This is a genomic window from Ruminococcus hominis, from assembly GCF_014287355.1.
Lineage (GTDB): Bacteria > Bacillota > Clostridia > Lachnospirales > Lachnospiraceae > Schaedlerella > Schaedlerella hominis.
The window spans coordinates 1,274,611-1,288,994 of record NZ_JACOPE010000001.1 but is presented as its reverse complement, the minus strand read 5'-3'; the positions used below and the strand labels follow the sequence as shown (position 1 = coordinate 1,288,994).

The following is a 14,384-nucleotide window of genomic DNA, read 5'->3' as shown; positions in this document are numbered from 1 at the left end:
TCAGTATTTCTTATATCCTATCCATCATCATTAATGAACTTTCTTTTGTATATTGATTAATTAGGTTCTCATAATTAAAAAATTTTACATAGTTACGTATACTGCTATATATATTTCTTTCAAGTAACCTATCGAACTGATTTCTACGACTTTCATCAGCAATAATATAAAAATCTGCTCTAAAATCCTGCAATTCATAGAATTTATCTAAAGAATTGGTAATATTGGTAGAGTGTTCTACTTCATAAAATCTGAAAGGCATTCTTCTTTCATTGAACCAAATGACATCTATAGTCTTAGCTCTTTTTGCTATCTTATCATATGTAAACTCCGGTAATTCAGACTCAGTAGTAAGCTCACATAGTTTTCTTTCTAAAAATTTCTTGTTCTTGTCCTGATTTGGAACATATGTCTTGTAATTATGCATATTACCAAGTTCTACAATAATTCCCTGATAATAGGAATGAGTGAATAAATCGTCACTTTTAGTGTCATTCTCTACTATGTCAAAACGCTTCAATACATCTTCTTTGCATTCTGACAATGCCCATAAACCAGGCTTTATACGAAAGAACTCGTCATGCACCTGAACAATCCGTCTGATATTCGCCTGTGGCGTTTGGGTCTTCCATGTACTAAAATCCACAAGTTGATTTAATTGTTGAAATGTGGCATAACCACCATTTCGCCTCATTGCATCAATAACTTTATCTTTCTGTGACATTCGGTTCACTCCTTCTATTCTTTCAATTTTGATTTGTCGACTTGTTTACAAAACGTATCAAACTCAATCTGAAGATCCATAGGTGGCACAAAAGCCTCCAAACTATTAATCATATTTGTATATAGTCCAGCCTGTGCAGCCGCATGTGAACAATGATCAATATCATTCTCAATTGCTTCACTTCTTAATAAATTTATCAAGAAATTACTTGTAACCATTTCTTTATTAGGTTTAATCAATGCCACACTACGCGCCATGCTAAACTCACCCATTATTTCCGAAACTAATGTACATTTTCCTATTGTCGCCCCTACGCATACCAGAAGCAAATCATCCTTTTCCGGATTACATCTTTTATATATTTTTTCATGGATCTCTGGTGGAACAAAAGATGTTTCAGATAAATCAATTTCACCTTCTTTTGTAATATTACGAGCCATGAAATAGAGATATCCTTCGCCTTCATCTACTCTTGGGACTGTGCCATGCTCTCCATCTGTAATCTTTGTACTAACATCCTTAAATGTGCATTTTTTCCATCCATACTCATTAATCTTTATATCACCAAACATCTCGACAAATCGGGCTTTGATAAGATCGTCAAATTTTTGAATTTCCTGCTGTCTACAAGATATTACATTGTATGTCTTGTCAAGAATTTTCGTAATTATATCTTGTTTTTCTTTTGAATACAGTGGAATCTCATAATTCTTCAACCATTCTGTACTCATATTCTTTTGTGCAACACCTTTTGATGATTGAATACATTGTTGCTCAAAGAGATTACCATTCAAAATATGAAACAAATATCCCTTTGTTAGTCTACTCGTTTTCAAACGTAAACAGGCAACACGCTGATTCAAAGCAGCTGGCAAAAACTCCTTTTCAAGAATTGCAACTCTACCAACATTGCCTGTCAAGGATATTAACAGATCCCCTTCTTCCAGCATGTATTTATCTAATCCCACTGAACCCAATGGATAAAATGCTGGTGTGTTATCTTCAATATATCCTTTCTGTACATTAGCAATTCTGATAACTCGAATACCTGAATCGACATAGTTTTCGCTTTTAAATGCAAAACCATTTAGGATTTCACAGGCATCTCCTAATCTAATCTTTTCCATCTACATCATCCCTACAAATCCGAATTGCTAATACTAACTCATGAATCTTTGATGTGAAGATTTAACATTTGCCTGGTTCACCATCGCATACTGCATTGTTGTATCAATTTGTGAATGCCCTAATATTTTTTGAACTTGTTCTATTGGCATTCCTTTATCTATGGCTCTTGTTGCCATAGTTCTTCGAAATTTATGCGGATGTATTCTTTCTAAATTCAGTTTTCTTCCTAGAGTTCGTAATCTAATTTCTACACCACTGATTTTTAAGCGATCATACGGAAAATCTAGTGTAACAAACAAGGCTTTGTTATCATCATTTCTTTTTTCCATATAATTTTTCAGGTGTACTTTGGCCTTTGCATCAAAATATACACGCCGTTCCTTATTACCTTTTCCGTATACAACACATTCTCGAGCTTCTAGATCAATATCGTCTTTATTTAAATTAACCAGTTCGCCTACTCTTATCCCTGTCGAATAAAGCAAATCAATAATAGCCAAATCTCGACTTTCTGTGCAGTGGTCTCTAAGTTTTTCAATCCCCTCATCTGATATCACACTTTTCACTACTGTTTTTGTTTTTATTTTGTGGATTCGTCTCATAGGACTTTTCAAAATATAATCTTCTTCCTCAAGCCAAGAAAAGAAGCTGGAAATATTTCTTCTGATATTGTCTATCGTTACGTTTGTACAATGACTATTGCCCTGATATTCAGATAAGTATGTTCTTATTTCTTCTGTTGTTATTTTTCTAACCGGAGTTTCCATTTTAGAAAGCATGTGTGCTACCGTTGTATAATAATACTGCAATGTTCTCTCAGAACACCCTTCTATTTTCTTTGCATCTAAAAACATTTGCAAAAAAGCGTCATTTGATATACTGGATTTCTCTATCTCATTTTCTGAAAAAGCTTCTAATATAACTTCCTGCAATTTTTTCATTTGCGCAATTGTCAAATACTCTGACATTTCATTCAATACTTTTACGATTTTCTCTTCCATGTTGGTTTTCTCCTTTTATACCAACATCCTTCATCCATTTTTATTAAAGTATTTTATTTTCCTTATATGACTCATATATATATGACGGATTTTCGTAGTATACACTACTGTTATAATCATCGATTTTTTCACTAATAAACGAATTGTAAACCTTTATCAATGCATCTATCACTGTAATCCCTTCGCTTTCCGATACTTTTTTTATTAATCTTTTATATACTTTCCCGATATCCCAATATGTCGGGATTGCATATTTACATTCTCCGACATTATCAAATTTTCCTTCTTGAATATTGCATTTTTCAACAAATTCTCCACTCACATTATCTATATTATCGCAATGATATACATCTGCTAAATCATAAATTTTATCAAGATTTTTCTTCCCAAGGGTATTTACAACATCAACACGTGTATTCTTTGTCTTTCGTGCAATGTAATCAATTAAACTGCACGTATAAAAAAGATCATTATCTTTTTTACTTTCTCTACCTTCACCTATCATCAAAGCACCTCGCAATCTCTATATTTCAAGCACTGTAATGCATTATCAGAACAAAAAACTATCTGATGTGTTGGATATCTGAATTTTGCTAATACCCAAAACTGCTCTCTTGTAATCACACCATCCATATAATCGGATATATAATTATATATCTGATCGTCAGCCATAGCACCAATTACTATATCATAAGTATGGCTTTTTCCACTTCGACACTCTATAATGAAATCTAACCATTCTTCGGTCATCTCTTTGAATTCTTTTATATTCAATTTTTCATTCAAACGCACATCATAAATAGAAACTACTTTCGTATCATAGCGCCTTGCCCATCGTTCTGCCTGCTCTTTAATCACGGTACAGTAGAAACCTGTTCCAAAATCTTTGGTATTACGGCCCTTCCGTATTTCTGGCTTGTCTACCGGTTGATATCCTCCATGATATACTGTCATCATTCCCATCTTGCAACACTCCTTATCCAAAATACTGCTGCATTAAACTATCAAATAATAATTTTGTTTCATCAAGTGCTTTCTGCGCTGCAACTTTTGATTTGGTGATTTGTTCCGCAAATAATACAAACTCTTTCTGAAGTTCTATTGGCGGAAGAAAAATCTTTGTTTTCCTAATCTCTCCTAAATGCAAATTAGGAACTCCAATACCTTTTATACTGGAATCAAACTGCCTCTTTGTTTCAGGATTGTTTATTACACACCTCAAGAAAACAGGATCTATCTCTTCCTTCGGTCTAAGCAATGCAAGACTAACATATATATCAAAGATCTCGTCTGTATCATTAACTGCCGCAACCCCGTAATTAACGCCATTCTTCGACATCAGAATATCGTTTCTCTGTGGTTTAATTGTGGCGTATAATTTTTCATGCAACTCTGCTGGAATATACTTTATATCTGTCCAATCTATCTTCTGTGACATTACATCCTTCGAAGATAAAAACTTAAATCCCTCTTCTTTGTTTTCAGTATATTGAGGAGTTTGATGCGTACCATCTTTTATCAAAGAACAAACGTCTTCAATAGTAACTACCTCAAATCCATTTTCATTGTCATGAAGAGTTCCAAACATCTCGACAAATCGGGCTTTGATAAGCTCATCTAAAGCAGATATTTCTTTATTCCTTTGCTGAATAATCTGTGTAAGTTTATCCAAAACATCGACAATTTCACACTGTCTATCAATATCAGTTTCAATATTTACAGCAAACTCTCCAAACTGACTCTTATTTATTATCGGAACAACAGGAGCATTTGCTATGGCAACAAGTCTTGGCTTATTGAACAACAAATTATATGCCAAATATTTAGGTTGTACCCTATTATTTGGAATAATTGCATTTATCTGCTGATTAAATGCATATTCTCCATCTGAAGCAATTCCAATTTTCCCAATACTACCAATACAAGTAATAAAGATTGAGTTTTTACCAACAACTCTTGCCTTTTTTCTTGCATCTTCAGATATATATTCATTTGAATCCACAATCTCGTTAATTCCATCATCTGCAATAATATCTGGCTTTATAAAGCAAATATCTTCTGAACTCCAAAACGCTTCAGTCTTTTTACTTGGTGTATTACCTGTGATAATTTCACCAAGTTCTTTCATCATTACTTCCATCTACATCATCCCTACAAATCCGAATTTATCAGATTTATATTTCCTTCCTTATAAATTCAGTAATTGCTCCAATCCTTCCATTTCTTTACTGATCTCCATCTCAAGTTTGCGGATATTAGCCATAATTTCAGATGTTGGTGGATACTCGACAGCCACATACTCAACTTCTTTGTACTTATTTATGCTAAGATCATAACTATTATCAACAATTTCCTGTTTTGGAACCATGAATGATTTTTCTGTACGCTTTCTTTCCATTTCTGCATCACGATTACGAAATCTTTCAATAATATCTGGAATATCATTTTCAGTTACAGCTGAACGTTTATCATCTAAACTGAATCCATCTGCCTGCATATCATAAAACCACACATTATCTGTTCCGCCATAATTTGTTTTTGTAAAAATAAGTATTGCTGTTGACACTCCGGCATATGGTTTAAATACACCAGAAGGCATTGAGATAACTGCTTCTAATCTCTGATTCTCAACTATTTCTTTTCGAATATCCTTGTGAGCCTTCGATGAACCAAATAATACTCCATCAGGAACAATACATGCACATCTTCCACCAACTTTTAGCATACGAACAAATAATGCCAGGAAAAGAAGCTCTGTTTTCTTTGTCTTGCACACCTTCAATAAATCCGACGATACAATATCTGCATCAAGACTTCCTTTAAACGGTGGATTGGCAAGAATCAATGAGTATTTATCGGTATCTGGATTCTGATCAGATAAACTGTCTCTGTATTCAATAAATGGACTTTCTACTCTATGATTCATCATATTCATAGCACCGATACGAAGCATTGTTCTATCCATATCAAAACCATGGAACATATGATTCATAAAATGATCTTTTTTCTGCTTATCATAGAAAATTTCATCTTTTTTATTTGCCCATAAATACTCTCCTGATTCCACCAAAAAACCTGCTGTACCACAACTTGGATCACAAATAATATCATCAGCCTTAGGATCCATAAGTTCAACCATCATCTTAATAATATGTCGAGGAGTCCTAAACTGACCATTTACTCCTGCAGTTGCAAGCTTCGAAAGTAGGTACTCGTATACGTCTCCTCTGGCATCTGAATCATTTAATTTTGCCATTTGTGTATATAAATCATCCATTGCATCGACAACTTTAGAAAGCATCAGTGGTGTAGGAAGCTTAAAAATTGCATCATCCATATATTTAGAAAAAGCGCTTTCCTTGTTTGCGTGAAGATTTTTAATAAATGGAAATACCATTTCCTGTACTACTGAATACATTCTGTCAGCTGGATAGTCCCTAAAAACGGACCATTTAAGCTGAGTTCCATCAATTATTCTCTCGCCGATTTTTACTTCTTTAGAAAACACGCTTTCGTAAGGAAGACCAAGCATGGCACTTTCCTTTGCATGTATATTATCAGACACATCCAGATCATGAATAAACATAAGATATGTCATCTGCTCAATAACATCTAATGGATTCGTGAGACCGCCAGTCCAAAAAATCTCCCATAGACTGTCTATTCTATTTTTCAATTCTCCTGTAATCATCTTCTAATTCTCCAGTTATATATATTTGGTGTAATGTCCACCGCCAATTTAATTATCTTATTTGAAAATTATATTATACAACTAATTATATATTTCTATTGTGTCATCGTCAATTGAAAAAGGACCAGCTCACGCTGATCCAAAAACACTCTGCGTATAATAATTTCTAACAATCTATGCTTGAAACCGAACTTCTGCACGCAGTTTCTTAATCTGTTTTCCTATTTCATTTTGCTAAATTGACAAATTCATTGGTTCCATCTCTTTGTACCTCGTAAAGTTCTCTGCCTCAACACTCCACCGCTACTTTAATCACACCATCTCTTTTATTTTCAAAAAGCTCATATGCTTCTTCAATTCTGCTAAGAGGATATGTATGTGTGATAAGCGGTTCTGTATTAATCTTGCCTTCTGCAATTAATTTCAGAGTTTCTTCGCAGTCACATCCGTCTACACCACCGGTTTTGAAGATAAGATTCTTTCCATACATATCTGGAAGCGGTAACGTTTGCGCTTTGTCATAAAGTGCAACCACTGTTACAATTGCATTCGCTCTTGCACATTCCCAAGCCAGACGAAATGTTGATTCTGCTCCTGCAACTTCAAGAACCACATCCGCTCCGCCATGCTCACTGTTAGCTTTAACAAAATCGAAACATTCTTCTGGTGAAACAGTAAGCACTTCGGGATAATGTTTCTTAATAAAATGAATACGTTCTTTATCTTTTTCACACATAATAATACGTTTTGGTTTCTTCAGCATAACGCAAAGCAATGTACAGATACCTGTAGGACCAGCGCCTATGATCAACACCGTATCTTCCTCTGTAATTTCCGAAATACGTGTTGCCCAATAGCCGGTAGCAAGAACATCCCCTACCAGTAAGGCCTGTCGGTCTGTAACTTCATCTGGTATTTTATTTAATCCCTGGTCTGCAAAAGGAACTCGCACATATTCTGCCTGTCCTCCATCTATACGACATCCAAGTGCCCAGCCGCCATTTTCATCTGTGCAGTTATTTACATATCCTTTCTTACAGAAAAAACACTCTCCACAAAAAGTCTCTACATTTACAGTTACTCGGTCTCCCGGTTTTACATGCGTGACAGCATTTCCAACCGCTTCGACAACTCCCACCATCTCATGCCCGATCGTTATTCCAGGAACCGCACGAGGAACACTTCCATGTTTAATATGTAAATCACTTGAGCAAATGCTTGCGAGTGTCACTTTAACAATGGCATCGCGTTCATGCATAAGCAAAGGTTTTGGCTTTTCTTTTAATTCAAATTTTCCTTTTGAAACATATGTATAAGTCTGCATTACTTTCTCTACCTCTCCCATATTATTCGTATTTATCAGCGAAACAAACCCTCTTTAATCCAAGCAAAGCTGCGGCTCCGGAAGCACTTGTTCCGAAAAATAATACTTCTGTATCAAGATTCAGATAATCTACAATTGACCCATTGCAAAGAGTACTTCCTGTGCATAAAATTAATTCAGCGTAAGAATCCCTGATTTCTTCCTTCATAACATTTCCATCTTCCACGCAAATTCCAAATTTGACTTGACCTATGTTATTCGGATTCAAATCCATTACCCGCACTTCATATTTGCTTTTTGAAAGCATCTCCAACAAAGACGGCTGAAATCCCACTAAAGCAATTTTCTGAACATCCGGATAATTGGTTTCTAAAAACTGTTTCATATCTTGTGCACAAAGCTCCGGTCCTTCCTTGCGACAATGGACTGTTCCCTTACACATTCCCAAAGATACCAAAACTGCATTCATGGTTGCAATAAAAATGCCTCTGTCATGAGGATTATGTTCAATATCCATCTGCAAAATATCTTCCAGCATTCCTTCAAATGTCGATGGAGCATCTGTAAACGCCTGCCCTTTGACACCTTTATATTCTGCCTGGATCATTACATCCTTCCCTGTGAGGATTGGATAATCTGTCCGTTTTGTCTTCCCGATTGCTTCTTCCGGTGTCAATGCATGACAAGAAACAGATAAATGGTCATTTTCAATCTGATGTTCTTTTAAAACCTGTTCAAAACGCTCTTTTAAAATTTCATACAATTCTTTTTTTGTCATGATTCTCTCACTTTCCCCAAAAAACAATTGACGTCTTCGTCCCATTCCGATGTAAATAGTTTATCACTATCTACAATTTCCCACCTATTTTCGTTCTAAAAGCACTACTGTTTCACAATGATTGCAAAATGGGAACATATCCACAGGCTGAATACGTTTCACCTGATATCCATGCTTCGTTAAATATTTTAGATCTCGTGCCAACGTATCGGGTCCACATGAAATATATACCACTTTCTTCGGATTCAACTTCACAACAGATGATAAGAATTTCACATCACTTCCTGCTCTAGGAGGATCCATAAAAACTACATCTGCCTTTTGATCATTCTCTGCCATCTTCACCATAAACTCACCTGCATCTCCCTGTCGGAATTCTGCGTTTGTGATATGATTTTCTTTTGCATTGATTTTGGCATCTTTTACGGCATCTTTATTTAGCTCTACCCCAATCACTTTCTTTACATGCTTTGCTGCGATCAAACTGATTGTTCCAATACCGCAGTAAGCATCAATAATTGTTTCTTTTCCTTTCAATCCTGCATATTCAATTGCTGTGTTATACAAAATTTCTGTCTGCACCGGATTGACCTGATAAAATGATTTTGGTGAAATACGAAATGTACATCCGCACAGTTCATCTTTAATAAATCCAGGTCCATAAATCGGTTTTTCTTTTTCACCTAAAACCATACTTGTCTTTTTATCATTCACATTTAATACAACCGTTGTAATCTCCGGATGTTCTTTTCGAAGTGCTTTCACAAAATTATTCTTTGATGGAAGAATTGGAGAACCTAAAACAAGGATTACCATAATTTCCCCGCTTTTAAACCCTCTACGGATCATAACATGACGAAGCAATCCATACCCTGTATCCTCATCATAAGTTTTGATTTTAAAAGATTTCAGTAGGTTTTTAATCGTATGAATGATTTCCTGACTCTTCTGATCTTCAATAAGACAGTTTTCTACCGCTACAACCCGATGACTTTTCGCTTCATATGTTCCGGAAATGACATTTCCCCTTCGATCACGATCAAACACTGCATGTACTTTATTTCTATAATAATATGGATTTTTCATTCCTATAATTGGTTCTACTTTACCGAAACTTCCCAGTAAAGATTCCTCTTGTCTTTGTTTTTTCTGCAACTGTTTATGATATGCCATCCCCTGATACTGACAACTTCCACATTTTTTAGAAATTGGACAGACTGCCTGTTCTGTTGATTTTTTCTTATTCTTTCCTTGTTCTGATCTCATTTGTCTACCTCTATAAAATTCCAGTTCCTTCTAGCAGAATCTTCAACCCGATTAATATCAAAATGATTCCACCACATAATTCTGCTTTTGATTTATATTTTGTTCCAAATATACTTCCGATTTTGATTCCTGCTGCTGAAAAAACAAATGTTACAACTCCGATAAATACAACTGCAGGTAAAATTGCAACTTTCAGAAAAGCAAATGTCACACCAACTGCCAGAGCATCAATACTCGTCGCAACCGCAAGCAAAAACATTGTTTTTATATCCATTGCATCATTTGACTCTTCCTCTTCACCCAATGATTCTTTTATCATACTTCCGCCGATAAACAACAATAGTATAAATGCAACCCAGTGATCATACTGTGTCAGTTTTTCAGCGAAAAAACGACCTGCAAAAAATCCGATCAATGGCATCAATGCCTGAAAGCATCCAAACCACGCCCCTGCAATTGCCATATGTTTCTTCTGGATCTTTCCCAGCGATAACCCTTTGCAAATCGATACTGCAAAAGCATCCATAGAAAGGCCAACTGCTAAAATAAAAAGCTCTAAAATGTTCATTGGTTTATTCCTCTTCTTTCGTTTGAACATAAGAAAACTCATAGACAACCTTTTCGTATTGTCCATGAGTCCCATCATTTTCAATTTTTAAAAAATTCTCATAATGTCATTATACATAACAATCACCATTAATATCATTAACAATGCGAATCCTGCAAAATGAACCATTCCTTCTTTTTCCGGCGGAATGCGTTTTCCTCGAATAGCTTCAATAAACAAAAATATCAAGCGTCCACCATCTAATGCAGGAAATGGTATGAGATTCATCACCCCTAAGTTTGCTGTCAACAAAATCCCGATATTTAAAATATTCAGCCATACCACCTGCATTCCCGCTGGTTTTGCCTGTTGATATGCATTGTCTACTACCGATACGATTCCGACCGGCCCTGACATCTGATTGATTCCAACCTGTCCGCTAAGCAACATTTTTAAACATTCGAAAGTATAAGATATCCAGTATTTCACTGTATAGGCACCGTACTTTAATGTACCGAAAACTCCCGGTTTTGTACGCTCACCAATACTTACGATACCAAGTCTGGCATAGGAATCATTTTCCAATTGTTTTGCCAGCAGTTCTGCGGTATGCGTTTTTCCATCACGTTCATATGTGACAGACAATGCATCGCCCTCTTTTGTTGAAAAATTATACAATGTAATTTCTTCCCACAAATGAATGCTATGACCATTGATCTTCGTAATAACATCTCCTGCCTGTAAACCTTGTTCCGCAGCAGAATACCCTGTTTCTACCGCACCTATTTCCGGTGAATGATATCCAATCCATCCAACCATAATAATACAAAGGATCCATGCCAGTATGAAATTAAATATCGGTCCTGCTGCAATAACAGAAATTCTTGCCCATACGGATTTACTATTAAAACTTCCTTCCGCTGTATCATCCGCATCGTCCTCTCCCATCATGCATGCACCACCCAGAGGAAGCAATTTCAGAGAAAATTTTGTCTCTCCGATCTGTTTCCCGATCAATGTCGGTCCCATACCCAAGGAGAACTCATCAACTCGGATTTTATTTGCTTTGGCAAGCAAAAAATGACCTAATTCATGAAAAATTACAATTGCGCTAAACAATAAAATCGCAATGATTATACCCATTTAGTTACCACCTTTATATTTTGCTAAAATATATTCATATGTTTCCTGCTCTGTAGCCAGAATTTCCGGTATTGTTGGATTTACAATATTTTTATGATGCTCCATACAATCCTGAATGATTTCTGGAATCTGCAGATATCGAATCTCACGATTTAAAAACATTGCAACCGCTTTTTCATTCGCAGCATTGAGTACTGTCGGAAGCGAACCACCGATTCTTCCTGCTTCATAAGCAAGCTTCAATCCATAAAATGTTTCCATATCCGGTTTCTCAAATGTAATCTGAGTCAATGTTTCAAAATCCAATCTTTCCCCCGGTAAATATCTTCTCTCCGGGTAATATAATGCATACTGGATTGGAAGCTTCATATCCGGTGTACCTAACTGTGCGATCACCGCTCCATCCTCATATTCTACCATTGAGTGAATAATGCTTTGTGGCTGTACAACCACCTGCACCTGATCTACACTTACATCAAACAGCCATTTTGCTTCTATAACTTCCAGCCCCTTATTGACCATGGTTGAAGAATCAATTGTAATCTTTCTTCCCATCGCCCAGTTCGGATGTTTTAATGCATCTTCAACCTGAATATGCTCCAGTTCCTCACGCTTTCTTCCTCTAAACGGACCTCCGGAAGCAGTCAGTAAGATTTTGTGTAATGCCTTTTCCTGTCCTCCTTGTAGAGACTGGAATATTGCACTATGTTCACTGTCTACAGGTAAAATTGATACCCCATGTTCTTTTGCCAGAGGCATGATAATATGTCCTGCTGTAACAAGAGTTTCCTTATTGGCAAGCGCGATATCTTTTCCGGCTTTAATAGCTTCGATAGTAGGAAGGATTCCTATCATCCCTACTATTGCTGTTACAAGTATCTCCGATTCTTGTATTGCCGCCACCTCAAGCAAACCATCCATTCCTGTTACAACCTTAACATTCAAATCCTGAATATTATTCTTTAATTCAGCTGCTTTCTTTTCATTCCACACAGCAGCCAGCTTTGGATGAAATTCTCGGATCTGCTTTTCCAAAAGCTCTATATTATTCCCGGCTGCCAAAGCAACGATGTCAAGATCTCCATTTGTTCTTGCCACTTCTAATGTCTGTGTACCTATAGAACCTGTTGAACCTAATATTGCTATTTTTTTCATTATACTCACCTATTATTCTCTTTATATCTAAATTATATCTCACATATGCTACATACTTTTTCTTATATTTACAAAATATTAGACAAGAAATATATCAATGGTGCTGTAATAATAACACTGTCGAATCGATCCAAGATACCACCATGCCCCGGTATCAGCTTTCCATAATCTTTAATATTATAATTTCTCTTTATCGCAGAAGCTGCCAGATCACCAATCTGTGAAATTGCACCGCCTGCCGCTCCGATAATTGCAAATTCAGCAACACCAACGCCTGCACCGCCCCATTTATTAATTGCGAGTGCATAGAGAACTCCAATCAATGCTGCTCCGACAATTCCACCGATTCCGCCTTCTACAGATTTCTTTGGACTTAGTACCGGGGCCATTTTATGTTTTCCGATTAACATGCCGACACAATATGCACATGTATCACATCCCCATGCACAAATAAACACAAGCCATACTTTAAATACTCCGCCAACTTCAATTCGAATCTGATAGATATATGAAAGCATAACAGCAACATAGAACAATCCAAAATATGCGGCCATCAACTGATCTGCATGATATGTTGGATATGCGAAAACCATAATTGCCATAAGACAGATTAAATATCCTAAGAACAACATCATAAACCAGTCATGATTACTTTTTGATAACAAGGAACTCATGTATAACAAAACATAATATCCTATGGTAAATAAATACCCACATATTCCCAATGGTTTTTTTTCAATTTTGAACACCTTGTAAAGTTCACTCAGCCCGATCAGACTGATGACTAAAACAGTTCCAAATAAAATATTTCCACCTGAAATAATTGTGATTAATGCAATGATCACTAATAATATTCCACTTAACAAACGTGTCTTAAACATTCTGTTCCTCCTTTATTCCTCCGAAACGACGATCTCTATTATTATATTGTTCGATTGCACGGATCAATTCCTCTTTTGTAAAATCAGGCCAAGGAACATCTGTAAAATAAAACTCTGAATAAGCAAGCTGCCATAACAGATAATTTGACAAACGCTGTTCTCCACTTGTACGGATCAATAAATCCGGATCTGGAATATCCCAGGTATCTAAATATGAACTATACAATTTTTCATCTATATCTTTTGGATTAACTTTACCATCTACACAATCCTGAGCTACTTTTCGCACAGCACGGACAATTTCATCACGGCTTCCGTAATTTAATGCAATTGTAAAGTTCAATCCTCCATTATCTTTACTTGCTTCTTCCAATTCAAGGATACGTTTTTTAATATCATCATCTAAAGGGGCGATATCTCCGATCACGCGAATCTTCATATCGTTTTTCTTCGCTGTCTTCAGACATGTTTTCATATAATTACGAAGTAATGTCATCAAAGCATCGACCTCTGATTTTGGGCGATTCCAGTTCTCTGTAGAAAACGCATAAACAGTCAGATATTTAATTCCCATTCTCCACGCTTCTTCACAGATACGCTCTACATTCTTGCTTCCCTGTGCATGTCCATAATTTCTAGGCATTCCTTTTGCCTTTGCCCAACGCCCATTTCCATCCAGAATAATGGCTACATGTTGTGGTACATTCATAGTTTTCCTCCTTGCTAAGTACATACAGCATAAGAGG

Annotated in this window: 15 protein-coding genes; all 15 read right to left on the bottom strand. The window is 36.1% G+C overall.

Features of this window, described 5'->3' with window-relative positions; translation table 11 throughout:
- Nucleotides 1-10: 10 nt before the first annotated feature.
- A complete protein-coding gene (locus H8S40_RS05585) occupies nucleotides 11-724 on the bottom strand; it encodes a type II restriction enzyme NmeDI-related protein (RefSeq protein WP_186864803.1) in 714 nt (237 codons plus the stop codon).
- 14 nt (nucleotides 725-738) lie between these two features.
- Nucleotides 739-1,851 (bottom strand): restriction endonuclease subunit S, encoded by a 1,113-nt coding sequence (locus tag H8S40_RS05580; RefSeq protein WP_186864802.1) that lies wholly within the window; start codon nucleotides 1,849-1,851, stop codon nucleotides 739-741.
- Between the two features lie 33 nt (nucleotides 1,852-1,884).
- Nucleotides 1,885-2,853, bottom strand: a complete 969-nt coding sequence (gene xerA, locus H8S40_RS05575) for a site-specific tyrosine recombinase/integron integrase (protein WP_186864801.1) — start codon at nucleotides 2,851-2,853, stop codon at nucleotides 1,885-1,887.
- Nucleotides 2,854-2,896: 43 nt separating this feature from the next.
- Nucleotides 2,897-3,358: a hypothetical protein gene (locus H8S40_RS05570; protein WP_117989776.1), complete on the bottom strand. Its 462-nt coding sequence runs from the start codon at nucleotides 3,356-3,358 to the stop codon at nucleotides 2,897-2,899.
- The gene (locus H8S40_RS05565; protein WP_186864800.1) at nucleotides 3,358-3,816 is read right to left on the bottom strand and encodes a DUF3990 domain-containing protein; all 459 of its coding nucleotides are present in this window, start codon (nucleotides 3,814-3,816) and stop codon (nucleotides 3,358-3,360) included. The genes H8S40_RS05570 and H8S40_RS05565 overlap by 1 nt, the downstream gene beginning before the upstream one ends.
- A gap of 13 nt (nucleotides 3,817-3,829) precedes the next feature.
- Nucleotides 3,830-4,993: a restriction endonuclease subunit S gene (locus tag H8S40_RS05560; RefSeq protein ID WP_186864799.1), complete on the bottom strand. Its 1,164-nt coding sequence runs from the start codon at nucleotides 4,991-4,993 to the stop codon at nucleotides 3,830-3,832.
- Between the two features lie 48 nt (nucleotides 4,994-5,041).
- Nucleotides 5,042-6,544 carry a class I SAM-dependent DNA methyltransferase gene (locus tag H8S40_RS05555; RefSeq protein WP_186864798.1) on the bottom strand — a complete coding sequence of 501 codons (1,503 nt, stop codon included), beginning with the start codon at nucleotides 6,542-6,544 and terminating at the stop codon, nucleotides 5,042-5,044.
- A 289-nt stretch (nucleotides 6,545-6,833) separates the two neighbouring features.
- Nucleotides 6,834-7,868 carry an alcohol dehydrogenase gene (locus H8S40_RS05550; RefSeq protein WP_186864797.1) on the bottom strand — a complete coding sequence of 345 codons (1,035 nt, stop codon included), beginning with the start codon at nucleotides 7,866-7,868 and terminating at the stop codon, nucleotides 6,834-6,836.
- A 22-nt stretch (nucleotides 7,869-7,890) separates the two neighbouring features.
- On the bottom strand, nucleotides 7,891-8,646 hold the full coding sequence (locus tag H8S40_RS05545) for a Rossmann-like domain-containing protein (protein ID WP_121055916.1): 756 nt from the start codon (nucleotides 8,644-8,646) through the stop codon (nucleotides 7,891-7,893).
- 84 nt (nucleotides 8,647-8,730) lie between these two features.
- Entirely contained in the window at nucleotides 8,731-9,912 is a 1,182-nt protein-coding gene (gene rlmD, locus H8S40_RS05540) for a 23S rRNA (uracil(1939)-C(5))-methyltransferase RlmD (protein WP_186864796.1), read from the bottom strand.
- A 10-nt stretch (nucleotides 9,913-9,922) separates the two neighbouring features.
- Entirely contained in the window at nucleotides 9,923-10,480 is a 558-nt protein-coding gene (locus tag H8S40_RS05535; protein ID WP_186864795.1) for a manganese efflux pump MntP, read from the bottom strand.
- Nucleotides 10,481-10,567: 87 nt separating this feature from the next.
- On the bottom strand, nucleotides 10,568-11,602 hold the full coding sequence (gene rseP / locus H8S40_RS05530; RefSeq protein WP_186864794.1) for an RIP metalloprotease RseP: 1,035 nt from the start codon (nucleotides 11,600-11,602) through the stop codon (nucleotides 10,568-10,570).
- Complete coding sequence (locus H8S40_RS05525; RefSeq protein WP_186864793.1) at nucleotides 11,603-12,757, bottom strand: 1-deoxy-D-xylulose-5-phosphate reductoisomerase; 1,155 nt, start codon at nucleotides 12,755-12,757, stop codon at nucleotides 11,603-11,605.
- Nucleotides 12,758-12,825: 68 nt separating this feature from the next.
- A complete protein-coding gene (locus tag H8S40_RS05520) occupies nucleotides 12,826-13,638 on the bottom strand; it encodes a phosphatidate cytidylyltransferase (protein ID WP_186864792.1) in 813 nt (270 codons plus the stop codon).
- The gene (gene uppS / locus H8S40_RS05515) at nucleotides 13,631-14,347 is read right to left on the bottom strand and encodes an undecaprenyl pyrophosphate synthase (protein WP_186864791.1); all 717 of its coding nucleotides are present in this window, start codon (nucleotides 14,345-14,347) and stop codon (nucleotides 13,631-13,633) included. The genes H8S40_RS05520 and uppS overlap by 8 nt, the downstream gene beginning before the upstream one ends.
- Nucleotides 14,348-14,384 lie beyond the last annotated feature (37 nt).